This window comes from Marinobacter shunpengi (genome assembly GCF_045449715.1).
Lineage (GTDB): Bacteria > Pseudomonadota > Gammaproteobacteria > Pseudomonadales > Oleiphilaceae > Marinobacter.
Window position 1 is genome coordinate 31,603 of record NZ_JBJJLA010000010.1, and the last position, 23,677, is coordinate 55,279.

General features: G+C 63.3%; 22 protein-coding genes and 1 tRNA gene. 13 read left to right on the forward strand and 10 right to left on the reverse strand.

The genetic code is table 11. The annotated features are described in order from the left end of the window. Positions 1-28 precede the first annotated feature (28 nt). On the forward strand, positions 29-958 hold the full coding sequence (locus tag ACJO3T_RS04740) for a histone deacetylase family protein (RefSeq protein ID WP_406962320.1): 930 nt from the start codon (positions 29-31) through the stop codon (positions 956-958). Here ACJO3T_RS04740 and ACJO3T_RS04745 read toward each other — a convergent pair. Beyond that, a complete protein-coding gene (locus ACJO3T_RS04745; protein ID WP_406962319.1) occupies positions 955-1,908 on the reverse strand; it encodes a flagellar protein MotY in 954 nt (317 codons plus the stop codon). The genes ACJO3T_RS04740 and ACJO3T_RS04745 overlap by 4 nt on opposite strands. 135 nt (positions 1,909-2,043) lie before the next feature. Between ACJO3T_RS04745 and pyrC the strand changes: the two genes are divergently transcribed. Further along, entirely contained in the window at positions 2,044-3,078 is a 1,035-nt protein-coding gene (pyrC, locus tag ACJO3T_RS04750) for a dihydroorotase (protein ID WP_406977941.1), read from the forward strand. A gap of 68 nt (positions 3,079-3,146) precedes the next feature. Next, the gene (gene rnt / locus ACJO3T_RS04755) at positions 3,147-3,815 is read left to right on the forward strand and encodes a ribonuclease T (RefSeq protein WP_406962382.1); all 669 of its coding nucleotides are present in this window, start codon (positions 3,147-3,149) and stop codon (positions 3,813-3,815) included. 39 nt (positions 3,816-3,854) lie between these two features. Here rnt and ACJO3T_RS04760 read toward each other — a convergent pair whose 3' ends face one another. After that, entirely contained in the window at positions 3,855-5,837 is a 1,983-nt protein-coding gene (locus ACJO3T_RS04760) for an SDR family oxidoreductase (RefSeq protein WP_406977942.1), read from the reverse strand. Between the two features lie 220 nt (positions 5,838-6,057). Here ACJO3T_RS04760 and ACJO3T_RS04765 point away from each other — a divergent pair, with 220 nt between their 5' ends. Both ACJO3T_RS04765 and ACJO3T_RS04770 read left to right on the forward strand, forming a co-directional pair. After that, on the forward strand, positions 6,058-6,354 hold the full coding sequence (locus ACJO3T_RS04765) for a hypothetical protein (RefSeq protein WP_406962313.1): 297 nt from the start codon (positions 6,058-6,060) through the stop codon (positions 6,352-6,354). Between the two features lie 47 nt (positions 6,355-6,401). Further along, a complete protein-coding gene (locus ACJO3T_RS04770; RefSeq protein ID WP_406977943.1) occupies positions 6,402-9,239 on the forward strand; it encodes an insulinase family protein in 2,838 nt (945 codons plus the stop codon). Here ACJO3T_RS04770 and ACJO3T_RS04775 read toward each other — a convergent pair. Together ACJO3T_RS04775 and ACJO3T_RS04780 are read right to left on the reverse strand one after the other, a co-directional pair. Continuing rightward, positions 9,218-9,859 carry a TIGR04282 family arsenosugar biosynthesis glycosyltransferase gene (locus ACJO3T_RS04775; protein ID WP_406962309.1) on the reverse strand — a complete coding sequence of 214 codons (642 nt, stop codon included), beginning with the start codon at positions 9,857-9,859 and terminating at the stop codon, positions 9,218-9,220. The two genes, ACJO3T_RS04770 and ACJO3T_RS04775, sit on opposite strands and share 22 nt — an antisense overlap. Then, complete coding sequence (locus ACJO3T_RS04780) at positions 9,856-10,626, reverse strand: TIGR04283 family arsenosugar biosynthesis glycosyltransferase (protein ID WP_406977944.1); 771 nt, start codon at positions 10,624-10,626, stop codon at positions 9,856-9,858. The genes ACJO3T_RS04775 and ACJO3T_RS04780 overlap by 4 nt, the downstream gene beginning before the upstream one ends. Before the next feature lie 67 nt (positions 10,627-10,693). On the opposite strand from ACJO3T_RS04780, the gene ACJO3T_RS04785 reads away from it, so the two are divergent. Then, positions 10,694-10,770, forward strand: a tRNA-Arg gene (locus ACJO3T_RS04785). A 29-nt stretch (positions 10,771-10,799) separates the two neighbouring features. Here the strand turns inward: ACJO3T_RS04785 and ACJO3T_RS04790 are convergent. The 3 genes from ACJO3T_RS04790 to ACJO3T_RS04800 form a co-directional block, all read right to left on the reverse strand. After that, the gene (locus ACJO3T_RS04790; protein ID WP_406977945.1) at positions 10,800-11,372 is read right to left on the reverse strand and encodes a VapC50 family PIN domain-containing toxin; all 573 of its coding nucleotides are present in this window, start codon (positions 11,370-11,372) and stop codon (positions 10,800-10,802) included. Next, the gene (locus ACJO3T_RS04795; protein ID WP_406977946.1) at positions 11,369-11,827 is read right to left on the reverse strand and encodes a helix-turn-helix domain-containing protein; all 459 of its coding nucleotides are present in this window, start codon (positions 11,825-11,827) and stop codon (positions 11,369-11,371) included. The genes ACJO3T_RS04790 and ACJO3T_RS04795 overlap by 4 nt, the downstream gene beginning before the upstream one ends. Before the next feature lie 105 nt (positions 11,828-11,932). Next, positions 11,933-12,313, reverse strand: a complete 381-nt coding sequence (locus ACJO3T_RS04800) for a gamma-glutamylcyclotransferase family protein (RefSeq protein ID WP_406977947.1) — start codon at positions 12,311-12,313, stop codon at positions 11,933-11,935. Positions 12,314-12,592: 279 nt separating this feature from the next. On the opposite strand from ACJO3T_RS04800, the gene ACJO3T_RS04805 reads away from it, so the two are divergent. Then, positions 12,593-13,507: a pirin family protein gene (locus tag ACJO3T_RS04805; protein WP_406977948.1), complete on the forward strand. Its 915-nt coding sequence runs from the start codon at positions 12,593-12,595 to the stop codon at positions 13,505-13,507. A gap of 105 nt (positions 13,508-13,612) precedes the next feature. Further along, positions 13,613-14,347: an META domain-containing protein gene (locus ACJO3T_RS04810; protein WP_406977949.1), complete on the forward strand. Its 735-nt coding sequence runs from the start codon at positions 13,613-13,615 to the stop codon at positions 14,345-14,347. Positions 14,348-14,363: 16 nt separating this feature from the next. Here the strand turns inward: ACJO3T_RS04810 and ACJO3T_RS04815 are convergent, their stop codons facing one another. Further along, the gene (locus ACJO3T_RS04815) at positions 14,364-14,918 is read right to left on the reverse strand and encodes a DJ-1 family glyoxalase III (protein ID WP_406977950.1); all 555 of its coding nucleotides are present in this window, start codon (positions 14,916-14,918) and stop codon (positions 14,364-14,366) included. A gap of 95 nt (positions 14,919-15,013) precedes the next feature. On the opposite strand from ACJO3T_RS04815, the gene ACJO3T_RS04820 reads away from it, so the two are divergent. The 5 genes from ACJO3T_RS04820 to ACJO3T_RS04840 all read left to right on the forward strand — a co-directional run bounded on the left by ACJO3T_RS04820 (position 15,014) and on the right by ACJO3T_RS04840 (position 20,950). Beyond that, positions 15,014-15,835, forward strand: a complete 822-nt coding sequence (locus tag ACJO3T_RS04820; protein WP_406977951.1) for a M90 family metallopeptidase — start codon at positions 15,014-15,016, stop codon at positions 15,833-15,835. 347 nt (positions 15,836-16,182) lie between these two features. After that, a complete protein-coding gene (locus tag ACJO3T_RS04825) occupies positions 16,183-17,472 on the forward strand; it encodes a cytochrome c (protein ID WP_406977952.1) in 1,290 nt (429 codons plus the stop codon). Between the two features lie 37 nt (positions 17,473-17,509). Continuing rightward, complete coding sequence (locus ACJO3T_RS04830; RefSeq protein WP_406962255.1) at positions 17,510-18,016, forward strand: (2Fe-2S)-binding protein; 507 nt, start codon at positions 17,510-17,512, stop codon at positions 18,014-18,016. Next, positions 18,009-20,321, forward strand: coding sequence for a xanthine dehydrogenase family protein molybdopterin-binding subunit (locus ACJO3T_RS04835; protein ID WP_406977953.1), 2,313 nt, complete (start codon positions 18,009-18,011; stop codon positions 20,319-20,321). The genes ACJO3T_RS04830 and ACJO3T_RS04835 overlap by 8 nt, the downstream gene beginning before the upstream one ends. 5 nt (positions 20,322-20,326) lie before the next feature. After that, positions 20,327-20,950 carry a nucleotidyltransferase family protein gene (locus tag ACJO3T_RS04840; RefSeq protein ID WP_406977954.1) on the forward strand — a complete coding sequence of 208 codons (624 nt, stop codon included), beginning with the start codon at positions 20,327-20,329 and terminating at the stop codon, positions 20,948-20,950. On the opposite strand, the gene ACJO3T_RS04845 is transcribed toward ACJO3T_RS04840, so the two are convergent. Continuing rightward, entirely contained in the window at positions 20,943-21,947 is a 1,005-nt protein-coding gene (locus ACJO3T_RS04845; RefSeq protein ID WP_406977955.1) for an XdhC family protein, read from the reverse strand. The two genes, ACJO3T_RS04840 and ACJO3T_RS04845, sit on opposite strands and share 8 nt — an antisense overlap. Continuing rightward, positions 21,944-23,638: a long-chain-fatty-acid--CoA ligase gene (locus ACJO3T_RS04850; RefSeq protein ID WP_406977956.1), complete on the reverse strand. Its 1,695-nt coding sequence runs from the start codon at positions 23,636-23,638 to the stop codon at positions 21,944-21,946. The genes ACJO3T_RS04845 and ACJO3T_RS04850 overlap by 4 nt, the downstream gene beginning before the upstream one ends. Between the last annotated feature and the right edge of the window lie 39 nt (positions 23,639-23,677).

A 23,677-nucleotide genomic window follows, 5' to 3' on the forward strand; every position in this document is an offset into this window, starting at 1 on the left:
TCCAGCGCCGTCAGGACCCTATCGATACATGACTACCGCGTTTTTCTCACATGACGACTGCGCCAAACACAACATGGGCGCAGAGCATCCGGAATGCCCGGAGCGCCTCAGCCGCATCATCAGTTACCTGGAGGATACGGGCCTGGACCAGGAGCTGGACTGGGTCCGGCCCGATGAGGCCACACGTGACCAGTTGATGATGGTGCACCCCGAGAAATACCTGCACCAGCTGGACCTGATGCAGCCCACCAAGGGGCGGGTCTTCACCGACCCGGATACCGCGCTGATGCCCGATACCCTGCGGGCTGCACGGCTGGCGGCAGGGGCAAATATCGAGGCGGTGGATATGGTGCTCAGCAGTCAGGTGACCAACGCCTTTGTCTGCGCCCGACCGCCAGGACACCACGCCGAGCGCGCCAAGTCCATGGGTTTCTGCTTCTACAACAACATCGCCCTGGCGGCCATGCGGGCGCTGACGTTCCACCACCTGGAACGGGTGGCGATCGTGGATTTCGACGTCCACCAGGGCAATGGCACCGTGGATATCGTGCAGGGGGACAATCGCATCCTGATGTGCTCCAGCTTCCAGCACCCCTTCTACCCCCACTCCCATGTCTACCGGCTGCCGGAGAATATCGTCAACGTACCGGTTCCCGCCGGATGCGGAGGTCAGGAGTACCGGGATCTGGTGAAGGACGGCTGGCTAAAGCGGCTGGAGGCGTTCGAGCCGCAACTGATCCTGGTGTCCGCCGGCTTCGACGGCCACCGCATGGACCCAATGGCGGAAATGAACCTGGAAACCGGGGACTACCTCTGGCTGACGGAGATGCTGACCGGACTGGCCAGTGAGTACGCCAACGACCGGCTGATCTCCACCCTGGAGGGAGGCTACCACCTCAGGGCGCTGGCCGAGAGTGTTGGTGCCCACGTCGGCGAACTGGTGCGCGCAGGGCGCTAGCCGCTGGCCCCACCAAAGGCATCGCTGTCCGCCCGCTGCACGCCCTGGCTGTCCCCTTCCCGCTCCAGGCGGATATTGGTTCGCCGGTTATCCGCCGGATTGCCCGAAACCGGGTACTGGTCCGCGTGGGAGCGGATCACGATCAGGTCTTCGGGCACCCCGACTTCAATCAGGTAATCCGCCACCACCTGGGCCCGCTCCTCGGACAACGCACGGTTCTGGATACGGCTACCCATACTGTCGGAATGGCCATCCACAAACATCCGCGTGATGGCGGGGTCCGCCGCCACATAGGTGGCGATATTCCGCAGCAATTGCCGGTCCCGGTCCGACAGCGAGGTACTGCCAGAACCGAAGGGAATGCGGGAGCGCTGGATCTGGTCGTAGTTGACCGGCAGCAGCCCCGTCACGCAGCGCCGGTAGCCGTCGAATTCCGAACGGAAGTTGATGTTGGACAGCCGGACACGCACCGGGTCACCCTGGTAGCGGGCCTGGCGGGTGACGGTGGGCGCCATACCGGACAGGAGCCCCTCCATCATGGCCATGGCTTCCCGCTGGCCCACTTCCACCACCTTGCGGTCGTCGCTGACATCGACATAGCCCAGCCGCTGCGTGGGCTCGCCCGGACGCCAGGACGGCGCCTCCACCACCAGCAGGCCACGCCCCGGCCGCATCAGCGGCAGATCCGCCTCCAGGTAGAAGCCCAGATCCTCGCCGGCCCGGTGACTGAACACCGCGCGACCGTAACCGGGCACGTCATGGGTCAGGGTACAGTCGAACACGGATTCGGTCAGGTACCATTCGCTGTTCTCCAGCCCGGCGCCAAAGCTGCGGGCGCCGACGGGCAGGCTGGCCGCCAGTCCCCCGGCCACAAGCAGGGCCAGCAGGGTCTTGCGGCCCCGCAACCTGTTGTTTCCTGGTGTGTCTGTTGAACAATCGTGTCTGACCATGGCCGTTTCCGGAGATCTGATAAAAGTGCACCTGCAAAGTCTATCGGCGGCCACCGCGGATTCTTTAGCCCTGACCTTCTGGTATACTCGCGGCGTTTTCCAGAAGGCAACCCTGATACCGGAGACCCAGGCCCCATGACCGATCAGATCACCATCACCCGACCGGACGACTGGCACCTGCACGTACGGGATGGCGATGTGCTGGCGGATGTGGTGCCTGCCACCGTCCAGCGGTTCGCCCGGGCCATTATCATGCCCAACCTGGTACCGCCGGTGACCACGGCAGAGCAGGCACTGGCCTACCGGGACCGCATCCTGGCCGCCCGGGGTGACCATACCGGTTTCGAGCCCTTGATGACCCTGTATCTGACCGGTACTACGACCCCGGACCAGATTCGTGAAGCCTATAAGGCCGGCATTCCGGCGGCCAAGCTGTACCCGGCTGGCGCCACCACCAACTCGGCTTCCGGCGTCCGGGATATCAAGGAAATTGACGACGTACTGGCCACCATGGCCGAGTGCGGCATGCTGTTGCTGGTCCACGGCGAGGTCACCCACGACCATGTGGACATCTTCGACCGGGAGAAGGCCTTTATCGACCAGGTGCTGGCCCCGGTGATGGAACGCCACCCGTCACTGCGGGTGGTCCTGGAACACATCACCACCGGTGATGCCGCCGAATTTGTGAAACAGCACGATGGCGACCGGCTGGCGGCCACCATCACGCCCCAGCACCTGATGTATAACCGTAACCACCTGCTGGTAGGCGGCATCCGCCCGCACCTGTACTGCCTGCCCGTGCTCAAGCGCAACGTGCATCAGCAGGCCCTGCGGGATGCCGTGGTCAGCGGTGACCGTCGATTCTTCCTGGGCACCGATTCCGCGCCCCATGATCTGGGCAAGAAGGAAACCGCCTGCGGCTGTGCCGGGTGCTACTCTGCCTTTGCCGCCATCGAACTGTATGCGGAGATATTCGAGGACCTGGGCGTACTGGACAAGCTGGAAGCCTTTGCGAGCTTCAACGGCCCGGATTTCTACCGTCTGCCCCGTAACACCGACACCATCACCCTGAAGCGGGAGCCCTGGACCGTACCGGAACGACTCCCCCTGGCCGATGGTGCCATTGTTCCCCTGCGGGCCGGCGAAACCCTGCGCTGGCGCCTGGCCTGATTTCAGCCTTTACCCAATCCCGATCTGGAGATGTTGTGACTGACGAAGCCACTGTGAAAGCCCACCCCATGTCCCAACGCTTCCGGGGCTTCCTGCCCGTTGTGGTGGATGTGGAAACCGGCGGCTTCAATGCCCGCACCGATGCCCTGCTGGAGGTGGCGGCGGTGCTGATCACCATGGACGAGGACGGCTGGCTGCAGCGGGGCGAGACCATTGCTCGGCACGTCAAACCCTTCGCGGGTGCCAACCTGGAACAGTCCGCACTGGATTTCACCGGCATCGACCCCTGGGCCGAAGACCGGGACGCGGAGGACGAAAAGGAAGCCCTGCGGGCCGTGTTCAATCCCATCCGCAAGGCGGTGAAGGAGCATGACTGCAAGCGAGCGGTGCTGGTGGGCCACAACGCCACCTTCGACCACAACTTCGTGTTTGCGGCGGCGGAACGGGCGGACATCAAGCGCAATCCCTTCCACCCCTTCTCCACCTTCGACACCGCCACCCTGGCGGGCCTGGCCTACGGCCACACGGTGCTGGCGGAAGCCTGCAAACGGGCCGGGCTGGAGTTCAGCAACAAGGAAGCCCACTCCGCCGCCTATGACGCGGAGAAAACCGCCGACCTGTTCTGTGGCATCGTCAACCGCTGGAAGGCCCTGGGCGGCTTTCCATTGCCGGAAACCGAAGCCCCGGAAACATCCAGGGTGGAACAGCCCGATACCGAGAAGTCAGCCAGCGACTGATCGCCGGCTGCCCTCCAGATCGGCGCTCCCGACCGGCGTCTACCAGTGGATACCCCGCATCAGCGCGGCAAACGCAATCTGCTCGGAGGTCACCCTAGGCTGGTCACCACGCTTGCCGGACGCCGCCGGTGAATCCGGGAACATGCGGTAGCCGGTGTTCATGACGATTTCCCCCAGTTTCGGCGCCACCGCATGGGTAACCTGGGCAAAGACGCCCAGCCGGGTGGCAATGCGTTTGGGCCGTTGGATGATGGCTTCGGTCACCATGTCCGCCGCCTCTTCCGGGGTCAGCGTGGGAACCGAGTCGTAGATCCTGGTGGGCGCGATCATCGGTGTCTTCACCAATGGCATGTTAATGGTGGTGAAGGTGACATTGCGGTCCGACCACTCCGCCGCCGCGCAACGACTGAAGGCATCCAGCGCCGACTTGGAGGCCACATAGGCGGAGAACCGGGGCGCATTGGTCAGGGTACCAATGGACGAGATGTTCACCACATGGCCGCGCTTACGTTTCAGCATCCCCGGCGCAAACCCCATGATCAGGCGGACGGCGCCAAAGTAGTTCAGTTGCATGGTGCGCTCGAAATCGTGGAACCGGTCAAAGGACAGCGCCAGTGACCGGCGGATGGAGCGACCGGCATTGTTGATCAGCACATCCACCACGCCATGGTCCTCCAGCACCTGCGTCACGAAGCCATCACAGGCTTCCATATCCGAGAAGTCACACTGGTAGGCATGGACCTCGGCACCCCGGTCGCGCAGGGACGCCGCCACTTCCTTCAGCCGCTCCGGCTTGCGGGCGCCAATCACCAGTATCGCTCCGGCATCCGCCAGTCGTTGCGCCGTGGACAGCCCGATACCCGAGGTTGCCCCCGTGATCACACACACCTTGCCTTCCACCGCGCCCCGCAGGCTGCGGTCCCGGAACAGGTCCGGGTCCATGTTCCGTTCCCAGTAGTCCCACAGCACCGTGGCGTAGTCCGTCAGGCGGGGCACCTCGATCCCGCTGCCCCTGAGGACCCGTTCGGATTCCCGGTCGTCAAAGCGGGTCGGGTAGTTGATGAACGACAGCACGGATTCCGGAATGCCCAGGTCCTCCAGCACCGCCGAAGTCAAGCGCTTTACCGGTGGCAGGTTCTTCAGGGACTGGCGGATGAACGGCGGCACGAACCCGAACATCCGTGAGTCCACCCGCATGGCCATGCGCGGTGCATGACCGGCCTCGCAGAACAGGTTGAGGATCTCCCCCACCTTGTAGGGTTCCGGGTCCACCAGGTGGAAACACAGGCCGTCCTCTCCCGGCTGATGGGCAATATGGTCCAGGGCGTCCACCACGTAGTCCACCGGCACGATATTGAGCCGGCCACCCTCCACGCCAATGGTGGGCACCCATTCCGGCAGGGTACGGCGCACCTTCTGGATCATCTTGAAGAAGTAATAGGGGCCGTCCACCTTGTCCATCTCGCCGGTGCGGGAATGCCCCACCACCATGCCCGGACGGTAGATGCGGAACGGCAGCTGGCATTCCTGCCGTACCACGCCCTCGGATTCGTGCTTGCTGCTCAGGTAGGGGTGGTCCAGGTTCGTGGCCTCGTCGAACATGTCCTCCCGGAAGGTGCCCTTGAACAGCCCCGCCGCGGCAATGGAGGACACGTGGTGGAAACAGCCTGCCTCCAGGGCGCTGGCGGCCTCCAGGGCATGCCGCGTGCCCTCCACATTGGCCTGCTGCTGGCTAGCCTCGTCCGAGGCCATGTCATAGACCGCCGCCAGGTGGAAGAAGTGGTCCACCTTGCCCGCCAGAGCCTTGCGGGTCTTGGCGTCCAGCCCCAGGCCAGGCTTGCCCAGGTCCCCGACCACCGCGTGCACCCGGTCGGAGGCCGGTCCCCAGCGCTCGCGCAGCGCTTCCAGTTTGTCGAGGGATTCCTTTCGCACCAGCAGGTGAACGTCGCCGCCCCTGGCCAGCAGTTTCTCCACCAGAAAACGGCCGATAAAGCCGGTACCACCGGTCAGAAAATAGTTCATGATGGTTGCGTCCTTGGGTTGTTTTTGTCGTTCGAATACCTACTCATACTGTATGCCATCCCGCTGATTCCTCAAACGGAAATGGCATCGACTTTGATCCACCACCGGGAAGATAGACGCCGGCACCCCATGCATGCCGGGGAACCAGATGTCATAATTCGTGTCCCAATGCATTGACGTTGCTGCCCACACGCGACTGATCCAACCAGGAGACCCTTGAATGCCCAGCCAGGACAACGCTGACCGTTACATTTCCATTGCACGTGCCTGCCTGCGGGCCATCAATGATACCGCCACCGACAGCGGCAGCCGTGAGGAGAAGATCCAGGCGGTCTATCAGGCCATTGACGAAGCCTTCCAGGCGGAGTTCGCCGAGCAGCGGGAAGCCATTGCCGTGATGGCATCGGTGCTCGAACGTATCGCCTCCGGTGACCTGGACAACCAGGACGCCGCCACCCTGGCCCGCATCACCCTGGACCAGCACCCGAATGCGGCCAGCCAGGGCCGTGTCCATTAAGCCGTCGACCACCCCCAACACCTAATTCCCGGTAAAGGATGTACTGAATGAGGATAATGCCCGTCGCCACGATGAGCCTTGCCCGCTCCACCGCCCTGTTCGCCCTGCTGTGGATGGCCACCCTGGCCCAGGCAGCCATCGAGCCGGTGAAAAGCCCGGCGGATACCAACGAGTACCGTTACCTGAGCCTGGACAACGGCCTGGAGGTCTTGCTGATCTCCGACCCGGACGCGGACAAGGCGGCGGCCTCCCTCAATGTGGCCGTGGGCAGCGGCAATGACCCGGAGGACCGCGCCGGGTTGTCCCACTTCCTGGAACACATGCTGTTCCTGGGCACCGAGAAGTACCCCAACCCCGGGGAGTACCAGCAGTTCATCAGCAGCCATGGCGGCAGCCACAACGCCTTCACCGCCTTCCAGGACACCAACTATTTCTTTGATATCCAGCCCGACCACCTGGAACCGGCCCTGGACAGATTTGCCCAGCAGTTCTCCGCGCCGCTGTTCACGGCGGAACTGGTGGACCGGGAGCGCAACGCAGTGCACTCGGAATACAGCGCCTCCCTCAAGGACGACGGCCGCCGCTACTACTCGGTCCGCAAGGCCATTAGCAACCCGGAACACCCCTTCAGCCAGTTCTCCGTGGGCAACCTGGAGACGTTGGACAATTCCGGTGAGCGACCACTGCGGGACGACCTGATCGAGTTCTGGAAGGACCAGTACTCCGCCAACCTGATGACCCTGGCGGTCTACGGCCCCCAGTCCCTGGACGAACTGGAGGCCATGGTGCGCCCCCGTTTCCGCGCCATCGAGAACCGCAACCTTGCGGAGAAGGTATACCCCCAGCCGCTGTTCGCCCCGGATACGCTGCCGGCGAAGCTCCAGTTGCAGACCATCAAGGATATCCGCCGGCTTCGGTTGATCTTCCCCATCCCGTCCCAGCAGGAACACTACCGGACCAAGCCGCTCCACTACGTCGCCAGCCTGTTGGGGCATGAAGGCCCCGGTAGCCTGCTGGACGTGCTCAAGCGTCGCGGCTGGGTTGAGAGCCTGTCCGCCGGCGGCGGTACGGATACCGGTGAGGAGTCCAGCCTGGAGCTGACCATGGCCCTGACCGACGAAGGCATGGAACACCAGGATGAGATCGTTGCCCTCACCTTCGACTATATCGAACTGGTCCGCACCCAGGGCATTGACCGCTTCCGGTTCGAGGAGGACCGGCAGCTCTCCGAGATCGACTTCCGCTACCAGCAGCGGCCGGACCCGGTTCACCTGGCCATGCGGCTTTCCATGCAGATGCAGGAAGTGGCCCCAGAGGATGTGCTGCAGGCCCCGTGGATGATGGCCGACTATGTACCGGATCAGTACCGCGACCTGCTCGGCCACCTGACCCCGGACAACCTGCTGATCGTGGTCCAGAGCAACCAGGCGCTGCCCGGGGACGCCAGCCGCACCCGGTGGTACGACACCCCCTACCAGCTTGATTCCGGTATCCAGGTGCCCACCAGCGGCGACCAGGTGGCACAGCTATCCGCCCAACTGGCACTGCCGAACGAGAACCCCTTTATTCCCGAGGACCTGTCCATGGTGGACGGCGAATCCATGGCACAGCCGGAAAAACTGGCTACCCTGGAGGATCTGGAGGTCTGGTACGCCCGGGATACCCGCTTCGGCCGCCCGGAAGCCAACATCTTCCTCAGCCTGCGATCGCCCCTGACCACGGCCTCTCCCAGGGGGCAGGTGCTGACCAGCCTGCTGGCGGAAACCGTCTCCGTCCAGCTCAATCCCTGGGCCTATCCCGCCCAGGTGGCCGGGCTGGACTACCGGGTGTATCCACACCTCCGCGGACTGACGGTCCGGGCCGGGGGCTACCACGACCGACTGCCGACACTGATGAACCGGATCATGGCCACCCTGTCCGACCCGGAGATTACCGACCAGCGTTTCCGCATCGCCCGGAAACAGTTGATGGACGACCTGCGCAACAGCCTCCAGGACAAGCCCGTGGCTCAGGCCGCCGGCTTCGTCCAGGATGCCCTGGTCCAGGGAGCCTGGACCAGCCAGGAGAAACTGTCGGCGGTCGAATCGCTGACCGTGGACGACCTGCGGGAGTTCGCCCAGGCATTCACCGCCCATCTGGACGCCGTCATGCTGGTCCATGGTAACGCCACCCCGGCGTTCACACTGAATACCGCCCAGCAGGCCAACGCCGTGCTGTTACACGATTCGCAACCGGCCATCGTCAACCGCAGCGCGGTACGGGACCTTCCCGCCGGAGAGACGGCCGTTACCTTGCCGGTGCCCCATCCGGACACCGGCTATGTACGCTACAACCAGGGCAGCAGCACCGGGTTTGACGAGCGGGCCCGCTACCGGTTGCTGACCCAGGTGATCAGCAGCCCGTTCTATGAGGAAATTCGCACCAACCGGCAACTGGGCTATGTGGTCTACGCAACACCGTTCGAGATGCTGGAAACGCCCGCCATCGGGCTGGTGGTGCAATCACCGGACGCCAGTGCCGATACCATTGATGAAGCCGTGCAGGCATTTGCCGATAGTTTCCGCAAACAGATCGAAGACATGCCGGAGGACGCCCTGGAGCGGGAGCGGCAGGCCGTCATCAGCAACCTGATGGAACAGGACCGCCGCCTGACGGATGTGTCCCAACGCTACTGGCGGGAAATCGACCGGCAGGCCACGGACTTCGATACCCGGGAAAGACTCTCCACCGCCGTTGAGCAGGTTACCAGGGCCGAACTGCTGGAAACCTTCGATGCCGTCCTGGAGGAACGGGATGCCAGCCTGCTGGTCACCACCAGCGCCGATGCGGAAGCCTCGGACGACGTCCTCCGCACCCTCCGGGATCAGCCACCGGTCGGCGACTGACCGAATTCGGACAGGAAACGGGCCCAGTCCTCGGGCTCGTCCACATCCCAGCGCGGGGCCAGGATTGCGACACTGAGCCCCGCGTTGCGTACGGCAGCAATACTCTCCTCCAGGGCTGTCTCGCTGCCCCAGGCCACCTCCCGCAACATATCCGCCGTGGTGCGACAGGCGCCAATCAGCACATAGCCGCCATCATCCGATGGGCCAAAGACCACATCCGCGTCCTCCAGGGCCGCGATGGCCTGTTCCACGTAATCCGCATCCACGGAGGGGCAATCGCTGCCCACCACAATGGCCCTGTCGGCCTCCTGCAGGCCTCGCGACAGCGCCTGGGTCATCCGCTCGCCCAGGTCCCGCCCCTGCTGGATCAACTGCCCGACACCGTAGCCGGCCACCGCATTCAGGATGGGCCCCGCCCCGGCCGGGGGTTCTTCCAGGTCGCTGTCCCAGGCCAGCGCCAGTGGGTAGCCGCACCGCCGCAACTGCTCCAGCACCGTCAGGGTCAGGGTGACGTGGGCGTGCAGGGCGCCCTCATCCCCCAGGGTCACGGCCAGGCGGGTTTTCACCCTGCCCTTGTGTGGCCATTTGGCAAACTGGAACAACTGCACCGTCGGGCTCATGGTGAATCCGCCTTATGGGTTATCGGGTTGGTGGAGCGCCGGACATCCGACCGGTACTGACGGGCCAGATCCGCCGGATCGGCACCCCGCCAGTACCGCCAGCGCAGGCGCCACATGAGGAAAATCGTACGCCAGGGGCCGTGGCGCTCCCAGCGACGACTGTCGGTGACCACGGGTGGACGAATACAGAAAGGCGGGGACATTCGCCGGAGTCGACGGCACAGCTCCACATCCTCCATCAGGGGGATGGGCGGATAGCCCCCCAGATCCTCGAACACCGTGCGGTGGACGAAAATGCCCTGGTCACCGGTGGCAATACCCGTAATGCGGGACCGGGCGTTCATCATAAAGGCAATGACCCGGAACAACGGGCGACGCCCGCTCAGGCGCACATCAAAACGCCCCCATGGCCGATCACTGGCCGCAAAATCCGCCAGCAGCCGGTCCGCGCCATCCGGCAGTTCCGTATCCGCGTGGAGAAACAACAACACCTGCCCCCGCGCTATCGCCGCCCCCCGGTTCATCTGCACCGCCCGCCCCGCACTGGATGTCACCACCCGGTCACACCGGGGCGTCGCCAGGGCCACGGTATCGTCGACACTGCCACCATCCACCACAATCACCTCGGCACCAGCCGCACGCAGGGGCAAAAGCCGCTCTAGGGCAGATACAATGGAGACGGATTCGTTCAGGACGGGAATAACAACGCTGACAACAGGCGACCGGGACACTAGGTGCTCCGAGGCAGAAAAAGTGAATGACACCACCGGATTCGGACACCCACCTTGAGAGATAGGCATCACCCCGTTATTATACCGGCCTTTCCAGCGAAAGGCCCCCGTAGCTCATCTGGATAGAGCGTCCCCCTCCTAAGGGGAAGGTAGCAGGTTCGAGTCCTGCCGGGGGTACCATTTCCCTTTCAAGGCAACCTACTCGACCGTCAAATGAGGTAGGCCAGAGCCTGAAGTCGATTAACGGTCTGCGGTAGTTCCTGGCGCATCAGGCAGTCCAGATAAGCTTCTGGGGTAAATGGCGGATTCTTCAGGCTGCGTCGGTGATTGCGCGCCGCCTTGATTACGCTTGCAGCATCCATATCAAACTGGTCAGCGATAAACTGATCAGGATGCACGGCCTGAATATTGTACCGATCCATGCATTCAGCTGGAAAATCTTTCAGGTTGAACGTGATAATAGCCTCCGCTCGGGTCTGTATGGCAGCGGCAAGTACGTGGCGATCGTCCGGATCTGGCAACACGATCGCATCGACCAAGCCCTCGTAACCCGTGACCAGAGCGCCGGGAACGCCCTGATCCATCAACTCCCGAACCCGGTTCAGCTTTTCACGGGGAATATCCGGGCGTCGTACCAGCAGGTTTCGAATCCATTCATCGTGTATTTGATCAGTCCAGCGAGCACGATAAATACCCGTTTGCGCCAAGTACATCAAAAAGCTTCTTAACGGAGCTGGATACATCACACACGCATCGTAGATTACTGTGTAATGTGAGTTCACTCGTATCCCATCCCCAGATCCTGATCAAGGCTGCCCAGTTCATCCAGAGCCGCCAGACGCTCCTCTTCAATCTGTCTCTTGTAGGCCTGAAGCTCCGAAAACAGTATTTTGCGCCGGTTACCGACGCGGTGATAAGGCAGTGCGCCTTCGTCCAACAGTTTGATCAGGGTTGGACGTGAAATATTGAGCAGGTCCGCCGCCTCCTGAGTCGTCAGTTCAGCATGGATAGGCACCAGCTTAACCATATTGCCTTCTCCCAGCTGAGTCAGAAGCTCCACAAACAGACGCAGCGCGCTGACGGGGATAGATACCTTATGGGCCACACCCTCCCGATCGGTGAGAGTAATGTCCTGTGCCTCAGACCTGGTATCAATGACCGCTGACAACCCTTGGCTGCATGCTCGGGCAAGGAGTGCTTCTTCCCGGGTCGGAAGCTTTTCGTTTACAGAGTTCATCGCGTAAGTCCTCTCAGTACCACTGCAGCTTTTCGAATTATTCGAAATTAAAAGGCCGATGTCAATATTCGAAATTTTCGAAACAACCCTGAGGTAACCGGAACATCAACGCGGCTCCCATGCCAACCAGCCACCAGAACGAATCGCCGGGTAACCCGACACATCATGGTTGTAGATATACACCCAGGCCTTTCCATAAGGGGTATCCAACGGCACACGGTCATACAGCCCTGAATTCGGCGAACGGGCGTCGTAGCCTTCCAGCTCATCCAGCCGGGTGAAGATCTGCGCGTCCACCATATACACCTCTACCAATACGCCGCCACTTCTTTCGAGCTTGGCGCCGGGGAATAGCCCGAGGTCATAGAGCACAATCGACGATAGTGAACATGTGCCCAGAAAGTCTGACCGGGCGAGCCAGTGATGGTTTGGCTCCCCGCGCTTCAGGGTGCCATAGACGGCTGCTCGAAAGTTTTGATCGGTCATGAGGGGCTCCCTGCTGGTCTGAGCACGGCCACAGCTTAGCAGGGTGACGCCACAATCATTGATGTGAAGATCAAGTCCGGAAATCAAAACCAGGCGTTCCTCCCAACTCCCCCCGGACTCACCAATGGCTGAGCCAGGTCGCCGTAACAGGCCCGGATGGATTTCCGAGACAGGGCAAATTCCCCATGGCCGAAACCGGCTCAATGTCCGATACTTTGACGAGATATCGCCCTACCCCACCGGGCATACCGCACACCGCCAATAACAGGAGACGTTGTCATGAGTAACCTTGCCGCGACCGCTGAGCTCGAATGCCAGGCCACCGAGGAATGCGGGGCCGTTGAGCTGCTCCTGCAGCCTAAAGACCGTGACCTGGGCGGCTTCTCCGTTCGCCGTGTGCTACCGACCGCAAGGCGTAAAATGGTCGGCCCGTGGATATTCTTTGATCACATGGGGCCGGCCAGGTTTGCCGCCGGTACCGGCATCAACGTGCGCCCTCACCCTCATATCGGCATCGCGACGGTGACCTACCTGTTTGAAGGAGAGATCCTGCACCGGGACTCCGTGGGCAGCCTGCAGCCCATTACCCCGGGCGATATCAACCTGATGGTGGCCGGCAGTGGCATTGTGCATTCCGAACGGGAACGCCCGGAGATCACCGCCACCGACCATGTGCTGGACGGCCTGCAGTTGTGGATGGCGCTGCCGGAAGACCAGGAGGAAACTGACCCGGCGTTCCACCATTACCCGGATGCCGACATTCCCGGGGTCGAGGTGGATGGCGTTCCGGTGCGGGTGATGATGGGCTCGGCCTATGGCGTCACCTCGCCGGTGAAAGTATTTGCCGAAACCCTGTACCTGGAAGCCTGGCTGCAACCAGGCCAGCGCCTGACCCTGCCGGACGCCGAGGAACGGGCGGTCTACGTGGCAAGGGGCAGTGTCCAGGCCCGCGATGTCACCGTGCCCCAATATTCCATGGTGGTGCTGAACGACGAAAAAGGGGTGGTTATTGAAGCGCGAGAGGAAACCCGGATTGCCCTGATCGGCGGCGAACGGTTCAACAAGCGCTTCATCGAGTGGAACTTTGTGTCATCCCGCAGGGAGCGTATCGAGCAGGCCAAGGACGACTGGCGCCAGGGCCGCTTCGCAAAGGTGACCGGCGACGAGGAAGAGTTCATTCCGCTGCCGGACTGACTCTCCGCGTACCGTTCCATCAGCCGGATGACCGTCGACGCACACACCGCCATCATCTAAGCTATTTGCACTTTCCCTTTTGCAAACGACAAGGTGCCCTCACTGATGACGAATACACGCTCCCTGCTTGGCTCATTACTGATCTCGATCCCCGCCCTGGCCATGGTCGGCTGTGCTGGCTGGTTTGGCGGTACCGAAGAGGCACCCTCAACACCACCCATGCTGGATGGCACAGTCTGGCAGGTGGAAGATGTGGACAAGGGCGGCATCATCGACAATTCGATGATCACCGTGGCCTTCAACGACGGCAGGGTAACCGGCTACACCGGCTGCAACCGGTATTTTGGCAGCTACGAGACGGCGGGCGCCTCCATCACCGTCCGGGAACTGGCCAGCACCCTGAAAGCCTGCGTGCCCGCCATCTCGGCCCAGGAGCAACGGTTCCTGCATGGGTTGAGGGGCGCCACAAGCTATCGCATGGAATCAGACACCTGGCTGCTGATCATTGATGACAAGGAACGGACCCGCCTGAAGATGATCCAGATCGACGAGGACCCCACCGCCAGCGGCGCGGCCAGCGCCCAGCCGCAGGCCCAGGACATGTCACCGGTCAAGTCCGTGGTTCACTTCAACTGTGAGGGAATGGGACCGATGGACCTGCATTTTACAGGGGACGAAACCCTGACGATCAGCATGGGCGACCGGTCGGAAACCCTCCAGCGCAGCGTGACCGCCTCCGGCGCCCGCTACGTCAACGACTCCGTGACGCTCTGGAACAAGGCGCCGGAAGCCATGCTCGAAATGGATGGCATCACCTATACCTGCCGGCGGGACGACTGACCTCAGGCCCCGCCCATTAAGGCAGCATCATCGGTGCGGCCACCTGGTCGCGCACGTCCTGCCCGCACACCCTGGCCACCAGTTCCAGGGCAAACTCGATGGCCGATCCGGGCCCCTGGCTGGTGATACAGTTCTGGTCGACCACAACCCGCTCATGCTCCCGCGACCGATCCGGCAGGTCGTCCCGGAAGGCCTGATGGCCGGTAGCCGCAACACCATCCAGCAGGCCGTGGGGTGCCAGCGCCACCGCCGGGGCCGCACAGATGGCGCCGTACCAGAACCCCGCTTCCCGCTGCTTGCGGAGGCGGTCGATCAGCAAGGCGCACTCCGACAGGTTACGGGCCCCGGGCATGCCGCCCGGCAGGGCAATCAGGTCGTAGTCCTGGTCGACGCAGTCCTGCAGCAGGGCATCAGCGGTGATCCGGCTCCGGCGGGAGAGGGTCACGGTCTGGTGCTCATGGACACTGGCCACGGTCACTTCCACGCTGGCACGGCGCAGCACGTCAATAATGGTAATGGCTTCAATGTCTTCGCTGCCATCGGCGATGGGTACCAGGGCAGTCATGTTCATGGTGTCTCCTTAACACGTCGGGCCTGAAAGGGGATAGGATTACTGTACTATATCTATGAACCCAACCCGCACACTTCCAGGGGTACCAGCGGACCATGTCGTCAGGCCTGATCTTCGCCGTCTTTGCCATTGCCGCCATCGCACTGGCTGTGTTCTATCTCTTTTTCTACCGCCGCTGGCGTCGTCGCCGCGAGCTGCAACGGCCCTTTCCCCCGCAATGGCGTGCCCTGCTCACCGAGCGGGTTCCCCTGTACAACCGCCTGCCCGCCCACCTGAAGACAGACCTGGAGCAGCGGGTGCAGCTGTTCCTGTCGGAGAAGACGTTCTACGGCTGCGATGGCTTCGAGGTGGACGACACCGTACGCCTGACCATTGCCGGCCACGCCTGCCTGCCGATCCTCGCGCGCCCCTACAGCAATTACGATGAGGTCCGCAGTATCCTGGTCTACCCCTCTGCTTACCAGGTCACGGAACCCCGCCACAATGGCATGATCGTGGACACTGCCCACGAGGTTCGCGCCGGTGAGGCCTCGTCCATGGGACAGGTGGTGCTTTCCTGGGACGACTGCGAGAGCGGTGCGTTGTCGCCAGACAGCCACCACAACGTGATCATCCATGAGTTCGCCCACCAACTGGACTACCTGGATGGTTCCGCCGACGGTGCGCCACCCCTCGCCGGTGCCCAGGCCCAGCACTGGCAACACACCATGAGCGAGGCCTACGCGCACCTGCAACAGTCCCTCCGTCATCGCCAGACAAGCTGGCTGGATCCCTACGGTGCCACTGAGCCCGCCGAGTTCTTTGCCGTGCTCACCGAGACCTTCTTCCAGCAACCGGCGCACCTGTTTGACGAGCAGCCGCAGGTCTATGAAACCCTTTGCGGGTTCTACCGTTTCAACCCCCTGGACTATCCCTGACGTCCTGCCATCCTGTGCTCCGGGCGGATTCCGGACCTGGATTGGCGAATCCGGCCATTCGTTGCCTAGACTAGGAGTCTGCGCGGTAGAAATCGCGCCAGGCGAGAGCGACCCACTTTGAGGCCATTTTGACGGTCATTTGAGGCGCATAGTGGTTCTATGTAACGAAAATGAGCGCTCAAAAGGGGCCAAAGTGGGGCGGTCGCAGCGGTGCGACTTTCTGCTGCGCAGACTCCTAGTAGCTGGTGACGATGTTCGTCATGCACTCGGAAGCACGCTAACTATAAAACAAGGTTTCTCCGTATCCACCCAAAACCCGATCGTCGGGTCAAACAGGGAGAAGAACGGTGATCAAGAAAATCCTGATGGGAATCATTGGCCTGGCCGTTGTGGTGCTGGCAGTTTTCCTGGTGATTGCGTGGGAGTCTTCCATAGACCCCGTGGAACCGCCGGCCAGTGACCAGTTCAGCCAGGAACAGATCGACCGGGGCGAAGTTCTCGCCGGCCTGGGCAACTGCCAGACCTGTCACACCACCAACCCGGACCAACCCTTTGCAGGCGGCCTGGCCATGCCGACGCCATTCGGCACACTCTATTCCACCAACATCACCCCCGATGCGGACACCGGCATCGGCCAGTGGTCCGAAGAGGCCTTCGCCCGGGCCATGCGCGAGGGGGTGGACCGGTCCGGAGCGCACCTGTTCCCGGCCTTCCCCTACACCCATTTCACCAGGATGACCGATGAGGATGTAGCGGATCTCTACGCCTATATCATGACCCGGGAGCCGATCCGGGCGGAGGCACCGGACAATACCCTGGACTTCCCCTTCAATATCCGCATGCTGCAGGCGGGCTGGAAACTGCTGTTCTTCGATGAGGGTCGCTATGTGGCCGACGACAGCAAGGGAGAGGACTGGAACCGCGGCGCCTACATCGCCGAGGGGCTGGGTCACTGCAGTGCCTGCCATTCACCCCGCAATCCGTTCGGTGCCGAGGACGACAGCCGCGCCTGGGAAGGCACCGTGGTCAACGACTGGTACGCCCCGGCCCTCAATGCCAGCAACCGGTCGCCGGTGGATTGGACCGAGGACGCTGCCTATGCCTACCTGCGCAGCGGTGGCTCCCCCTATCATGGCGTGGCCATCGGCTCCATGGCGGAAGTGGTCCATGCCGGGCTGGGCCTGGCACCGGATGACGATATCCGCGGGTTGTCAGTCTGGCTCAGTGACCTGTCCGGCGCCGGCGATAGCCAGCAGGCTGGAAACCAGGCTTCCACGGCCATAGAGAGCGCCCATGAAAACCAGGAATCCAGTGCGACCACGGGCCAGGGTGAGCGGCTGTTTGCCTATGCCTGCGCGTCCTGCCACTACAACGACCCCGCTGATCCCAAGGCCATGCGACCGGAGATGAGTCTGAACAGTGCGGTATCGGCACCAGACCCGGTCAACCTGGTGCGGGCCACCCTGCACGGGGTATCCCAGGAGGAGGGTATCGCCGGTGTGATGATGCCCGGTTTTGCCGATGCCCTGAGTGATCAGGAAATCGCCAGCCTGTTGGCCTTCCTGCGGGACACCCATACCGATCAGCCGGCCTGGGACAACCTGGAACAGACCATCCGGAACCAGAGACAACAATAAACCCTGGCCGAGAGAGACCAGAACGGAGCGACGACACATGGCAACTGAATTCCAACTGAACGGTCAGGCCGTGACCGTGGACATCGAGGGGGACACCCCCCTGCTTTGGGCCCTGCGGGATGACCTGGACCTGACCGGCACCAAGTACGGCTGCGGCATCGGCATGTGCGGCGCCTGCACGGTGCTGGTCAACGGCCGGGCCACCCGGTCCTGCATTACCCCGGTGGAGTCGGTGGCCAATGCCACCATCACCACCATAGAAGGGCTCGACCCGGATGGCGAGCACCCGCTGCAGAAAGCCTGGGTAAAAACCCAGACACCCCAGTGCGGCTACTGCCAGAGCGGCCAGATCATGCAGGCCGCCGCCATGTTGCAGGACTTCCCGGAGCCCACCGACGAGCAGATCAATTCGGTGATGGGGGGTAACCTCTGTCGCTGCATGGCCTATGTACGGATCCGCGAGGCCATCAAACTGGCCGCCCGGGAACTGAACGGCGGTAACACCGTCGAGGCGTCCGAGGCAGGAGGGGCCACCAATGAGTAAGTTCTACCGCTATCTCAACCGCCCCGAGGGCTCCCAGGACGATGCTGACCAGGGGCTATCCATGAGCCGCCGCGGCTTCCTGATCGGTGCCGCCGGCGCCGGCTTCACCCTCGCCTTCTTCCGTTCCGGGCTGAGTTTTGCCCAACCGGAGGAGGTGGTCCAGGCCGGAGCCTTCGAGCCCACCATCTGGTATCACCTGCACCCGGATGGCCGCATCGTGGTCAATATCGCCGAGGCGGAAATGGGCCAGCACGTGGGCACCGCCCTGGCCCGCATCGTGGCCGACGAGCTGGAGGCGGACTGGTCCATGGTGGAACTGAACCATGTGGACAGCGATCCCAAGTGGGGCCTGATGGTGACCGGTGGTAGCTGGTCCGTGTGGCAGAACTTCACTCCCCTGAGCCAGGCCGGGGCCGCGGGCCGGCAGGCCCTGATCGAGGAAGGCGCCCGCCTGCTCGGCGTCAGCCCGGACCAGTGCCAGGCCCGCAACAGCCAGGTCGTCGCCGGGGACAAAAGCATCAGCTATGGAGATATCGTCAGCCGGGGCGACCTCACCCGCACCTACAGTGAGAAAGAACTCGAGGAAATGCCCATCAAACCGCCCTCCCAGCGGCGGCTGATCGGCCGTGAGTCCATGGCCCTGGATATCCCGGGCAAGACCGACGGCGCCAGCCGCTACGGCCTGGATGCCAGGGTGGACGGCATGGTGTACGGGCGCCCGCTGATTCCGCCGACCCGCTATGGCGCGACGGTGAACAACGTGGACGACAGCGAGGCCAAATCGGTCAGTGGCTACCGGCAGACCATTGTGCTGGAGGATCCCACCAATACCGTGCCCGGCTGGGCCGTGGTAATCGCCGATTCTTTCCACGCTGCCAACAAGGCCGCCGCGATGGTGAAGGTAGACTGGAGCGCCGGTGATACCGCCGATGTCGGCGAGCAGGACATCCTGGACCATGGCGTGGAGCTGATCGAAACCCCGGACAAGGGCTCCATCATGTTCCCGGACGACGGCGTGGACGATGCCTTCAGCGGCGCCGCCGACGTCTTCGAACAGGACTACATAACCCACAGCGTGCTCCACTTCCAGATGGAGCCGGTAAACGCCCTGGCTTACGAGAAGGACGGCACCTGGGAGATCCACACCGGCAACCAGTGGCAGTCCCTGATTATTCCAACGCTGGCCAAGGCCCTTGGCGTCGAGGAGAGCCAGGTGATCATGCGCACCTACATGCTCGGTGGTGGCTTTGGCCGGCGACTGAATGGCGACTATGCCGTGCCGGCGGCCCTGGCCTCGCAGCAACTGGGCAAACCGGTGAAGCTGGTGCTGACCCGGGAGGACGACAGCCGCTTCGATTCCCCGCGCTCGCCTTCCTACCAGCGTTTGCGGATGGCTTTTGACGGCGACGGCAACCCCGTGGCCATGGAGCACCATGCCACGGCGGGCTGGCCCACCCAGGTGATGGCCCCCTTCTTCATGCCCAAGGGGGCCAACGACGAGCCCTTCGACCCCTTCTCCATCCAGGGGGCGGCCCACTGGTATTCCGTGGGGCCGCACCGGGTACGGGCCATCTCCAATGACCTGGCCAATGCCACCTTCCGCCCCGGCTGGCTGCGCTCCGTGGGCTCCGGCTGGGTCAACTTCGCCCTGGAGTCGTTCATGGACGAGGCCGCCCACAAGGCGGGCCAGGACCCCATCGACTTCCGCCTGGCCCTGCTGAAGGCGGAGGGCAAGAATGCGGGTGAAGCGCCCAATTCCGTGGGTGGTGCCTCCCGCCAGGCCAATGTGCTGCGGCGGGCGCGGGAACTCTCGGAATGGGGTCAGGAAATGCCCGAAGGCACCGGGTTGGGTGTCGCCACCTCCTACGGCCAGGAGCGCAACATGCCTACCTGGACGGCTTGCGTGGCTAAAGTGAACGTGGACCGGGAGACCGGGCGGGTGCAACTGGAGAAGCTGACCCTGGTCACCGACGCTGGCACCATCGTCCATCCGGACGGAGCCCGGGCCCAGGTGGAAGGCGCAGCCCTTTGGGGCGCCAGCATGGCGCTCCATGAGGGTACGCACTTCGATAAGGGCGAACCGGTGGCCCGCAACCTCAACACCTATACGCCGATGCGGATGGGGGATGTACCGGAGCTGGAGATCGAATTCATCGACAGCACCGAGACCGCCGTGGGCCTGGGAGAACCGGCCACCACGGTGACCGGCCCCGCCATCGCCAACGCGATCTTTGCGGCGATAGGTGTGCGGCTGCGGGAGATTCCCATCACCGCCGAGGCTGTGCGCAAGGCCCTGCAGGCCTGACGCCAATGGTCGCTGATAACGGCCAGCGACGTCGGCAGGCGTGTGCGGCGGCCTTTCGCGCCAAGGACACCCTGCCGGTCCTGGTGCTGGCTGCGGGAGCATCCCGCCGGTTCGGTCGGGCCAAGGCCCTGGCCCACTGGCGGGACCGGCCATTGCTGGACCACGCCGTGGGCCAGGCCCGCCAACTCAGCGCCGATGTCCGGGTGATCACGGGATGCAGGGGACCGCTGCTTCCCCTCAGGGCTGGCCGGCGACCTTCATCGTGGCTGCATACGGACGACTGGCCCCGGGGCATGTCCGCCTCCCTGAAGGCAGGCATGGATACCCTTCCGTCCACGGCCCGGGGTGTGTTCGTGGTGCTGGTGGACCAGCCGTTGCTTGACCGTGACGGTCTTGGGCGGCTACGGGACGCGGCGCGACAGGCACCGGAGAGGCCGTTTGCGGCGGACTATGGAGAACGTCCGGGCGTTCCCGCCTACCTGCCCCGGTGGCTATGGCCGGCGGTACTGACCCTGGAGGGGGACCAGGGCGCTGGAAAACTCCTGGCCGCGGCTGGGGCCTGGCGATTACCCATCAGCGGGGTACTAGAGGACGTGGATACGCCGGAGGATCTGTCCGCTCTCAGGTGACCTGGTCAATGGTCCCTGAGATCGCCCTGATCAGCAGCGGCCTGCTGCCCTGTCCCCGGCGATAGTCCCGGACCATTTCCGCCAGTATAGAGAGGGCAATCTCCACCGGGTTGCCGGCCCCGATATCCAGCCCCACCGGTCCGCGGATGCGCTCCGGCGCCTGTGGAAAACCTTCTGCCACCAGTTGTCCGCACCGTTGTTGATGGGTGCGGCGGCTACCCAGCGCCCCCAGGTAGAACGCATCGGTCGGTAGCAATTGCCGCAGTAACGCCGGCTCCCAGTCATGCTCATGGAACATCAGCACGACCGCCGTGTGCGCATCCAGTGGTGGCACCCGGACCGACGCTGGTGAGGTCAGCAGGCCGGTGTCCACGCCGGTACCGTCACAGGCCGCCAGGGTGGCCTGGTCCGGGGATTGGAGCGATACCTGGAGGCCACTCTCCCGGGCCAGACGCGCCAGGGTGTAGGCATTGGGCCCCTTGCCGTAGACCAACAGCCGCCGGGGTGGATAATAGCAGCGCCGGAAACCCTTAGCAGGGCCGCTCTCCCCCGGATCGGCAACCACCTGGTGGGAGCCCGGCGCGAGGGTGTCCAGGGCCACTACCTGGCGCCGCCCCAGGGCACGCTGGACGGCGGCCATGGCTTCATCGTCCACGGTCACGTCGATATAGAGTTCCACCGACGCACCGCAGGGAAGCTGGATATCCAGGTACTCCGAACCGGCCCCCAGGCGCAGGGTCCGGTTACGTCCCTCTCCCAGGGCGGCCCGGGCTTCATCGACGATCACGCTCTCTGCGCAGCCGCCGGTCAGGTGCCCGGCATAGTCGCCATTGGCGGCCACCACCATCTGGCTCCCCGGGGGACGGGGTGAGCCGCCCTCCGAGTTCACCAGTGTCACCAGGGCAACCGCCTGCCCCTGCGACCGGAACGCCAGGAAGTCCTCCACCAGGCAGTCCCAGCTCCTCAGCATGGCGGGTGTGGAGGTATCTGTGTTCAACGCCCTACCTCGGCGTAGAGTTCCTTCTTGGAGAGTTTGCCCACCGGGGTCTTTGGCAGTTCATCCCTGACTTCCAGGCCATGGATCATCTCATGCTTGCCCAGGCGCGGCTTGAGGAAAGCCTTCATCTCATCAAGGGTGGGCTCTGGCTGTCCCTCCCGCAGGGTAATGTAGGCCCGGGGGCTCTGGCCCCGGTAGTCATCCGGCACGCCAATTACCGACACCTCGGCCACGGCCGGGTGCTCGTAGATGGCCTCCTCAATATTGCGCGGGTAGACGTTGTAGCCACTGCAGATGATCATATCCTTGGTGCGGTCGACGATGTAGACGAACCCCTTGTCGTCCATCCAGGCCACGTCGCCGGTACGGAAATAGCCGCTGGCGGTCATGGACTCGGCGGTGGCGTCGTCCCGCTTCCAGTAGCCCGTCATCACGCTGGGGCCGGCAATGCAGAGTTCACCCCGCTCCCCCTGGGGCATTTCCCGGTCACTGCCGTCCATGGCGATAATCTTCAGGTCGATACCCGGCACCGGTACCCCGCAGGCACCGGCGGGGGATGGCATACCCTCCGGGGTGAAGGTGCCCAGGGCGGTGGTTTCCGTCATCCCCCAGCCTTCCCTGACCGAACAGCTGGCCGCATCCTGGAACCGCTGCTGCAGCTCCACGGGCAGCGGCGCACCGCCGGAATTGCAGAGTTTCAGCGAGTCCAGTTGATAGTCCCCCAGTTTTGGGCAGGCCAACAGGGCCGAGAGCATGGTGGGCACCGCCGGAAACATGGTGATCCTTTCCTTCTGAATGGTTTCCAGGGCCTGTTCCGGATCGAACTTGATGTGCAGGTACAGCGTGGCACCGTTGCGCAGTCCGAACAGCATGTTGACCACAATGGCATAGATATGGAAGGGCGGCAGCACCGCCAGCACCTTTTCCTCCCCGGGTGCCACCGTGGTTTTCAGGGCAGTGCCCAACTGATCCGCAGCAGCGGCAATGTTGCCGTGGGTCAGCATGGCCCCCTTGGGGGCGCCAGTGGTACCGCCGGTATATTGCAACACCGCCAGCCGATCCAGGTCGTCGGCCTCGGCATGGCGCTGGTAGTGGCCATCGTTATCCAGCAGGCTGGTGAAGCTCATCACCTGTTCGTCCGGGGGCACCTCCGCCAGTTCCCCGGCCTGCTCCAATTTGCCGCGCACCGCCTCAGGCTGGCCGGAGAACTCGTCCACCGACCCCACTACCAGTTTCCGCAGGCGGGAACTGCCCAGGAACCCGGTCATGTTGGGCAGCAGCGCCTTCAGGTCCATGGTGACCATGATATCGGTCTCGCTGTCACCGATCTTGTGCTCCAGGATGCGCTCGGCATCCAGGGGCGAATAGTTCACCACCACACCGCCGGCGCGGAGGACGCCCAGGAAACTGATGATGACATGAGGCGTATTGGGCAGGTACAGGCCCACATGGACACCGGGACCAACGCCCAGTTTCTGGAAGCCGGCAGCCGCCCGGGACACCAACTGATCCAGCTCCCCATAGCTCAGGTCACGGCCCATGAAGTTAACGGCCGCCCGCTGCGGCCAACGACCGGCGGCCTGAGCCAGCATTTGGTGCACCGACAGGCCCGTCAGTTCCGGCTGGTGGGGAATCTCGGGGGGATAACTGGAAAACCAGGGGGCGTCCGGGGCAACGACTGCTTGGTTCATGGGTACTCCTTCGTGTTCTGTCGTTATTGTTGATTACTG

What these genes read in the sequence shown, in the direction of transcription:
- ACJO3T_RS04740 (WP_406962320.1), top strand. Translation starts at nt 29, where the DNA reads ATGACTACCGCGTTTTTCTCACATGACGACTGCGCCAAACACAACATG.
- ACJO3T_RS04745 (WP_406962319.1), bottom strand. Translation starts at nt 1,908, where the DNA reads ATGGTCAGACACGATTGTTCAACAGACACACCAGGAAACAACAGGTTG.
- pyrC (WP_406977941.1), top strand. Translation starts at nt 2,044, where the DNA reads ATGACCGATCAGATCACCATCACCCGACCGGACGACTGGCACCTGCAC.
- rnt (WP_406962382.1), top strand. Translation starts at nt 3,147, where the DNA reads ATGTCCCAACGCTTCCGGGGCTTCCTGCCCGTTGTGGTGGATGTGGAA.
- ACJO3T_RS04760 (WP_406977942.1), bottom strand. Translation starts at nt 5,837, where the DNA reads ATGAACTATTTTCTGACCGGTGGTACCGGCTTTATCGGCCGTTTTCTG.
- ACJO3T_RS04765 (WP_406962313.1), top strand. Translation starts at nt 6,058, where the DNA reads ATGCCCAGCCAGGACAACGCTGACCGTTACATTTCCATTGCACGTGCC.
- ACJO3T_RS04770 (WP_406977943.1), top strand. Translation starts at nt 6,402, where the DNA reads ATGAGGATAATGCCCGTCGCCACGATGAGCCTTGCCCGCTCCACCGCC.
- ACJO3T_RS04775 (WP_406962309.1), bottom strand. Translation starts at nt 9,859, where the DNA reads ATGAGCCCGACGGTGCAGTTGTTCCAGTTTGCCAAATGGCCACACAAG.
- ACJO3T_RS04795 (WP_406977946.1), bottom strand. Translation starts at nt 11,827, where the DNA reads ATGAACTCTGTAAACGAAAAGCTTCCGACCCGGGAAGAAGCACTCCTT.
- ACJO3T_RS04800 (WP_406977947.1), bottom strand. Translation starts at nt 12,313, where the DNA reads ATGACCGATCAAAACTTTCGAGCAGCCGTCTATGGCACCCTGAAGCGC.
- ACJO3T_RS04805 (WP_406977948.1), top strand. Translation starts at nt 12,593, where the DNA reads ATGAGTAACCTTGCCGCGACCGCTGAGCTCGAATGCCAGGCCACCGAG.
- ACJO3T_RS04810 (WP_406977949.1), top strand. Translation starts at nt 13,613, where the DNA reads ATGACGAATACACGCTCCCTGCTTGGCTCATTACTGATCTCGATCCCC.
- ACJO3T_RS04815 (WP_406977950.1), bottom strand. Translation starts at nt 14,918, where the DNA reads ATGAACATGACTGCCCTGGTACCCATCGCCGATGGCAGCGAAGACATT.
- ACJO3T_RS04820 (WP_406977951.1), top strand. Translation starts at nt 15,014, where the DNA reads ATGTCGTCAGGCCTGATCTTCGCCGTCTTTGCCATTGCCGCCATCGCA.
- ACJO3T_RS04830 (WP_406962255.1), top strand. Translation starts at nt 17,510, where the DNA reads ATGGCAACTGAATTCCAACTGAACGGTCAGGCCGTGACCGTGGACATC.
- ACJO3T_RS04835 (WP_406977953.1), top strand. Translation starts at nt 18,009, where the DNA reads ATGAGTAAGTTCTACCGCTATCTCAACCGCCCCGAGGGCTCCCAGGAC.
- ACJO3T_RS04840 (WP_406977954.1), top strand. Translation starts at nt 20,327, where the DNA reads ATGGTCGCTGATAACGGCCAGCGACGTCGGCAGGCGTGTGCGGCGGCC.
- ACJO3T_RS04850 (WP_406977956.1), bottom strand. Translation starts at nt 23,638, where the DNA reads ATGAACCAAGCAGTCGTTGCCCCGGACGCCCCCTGGTTTTCCAGTTAT.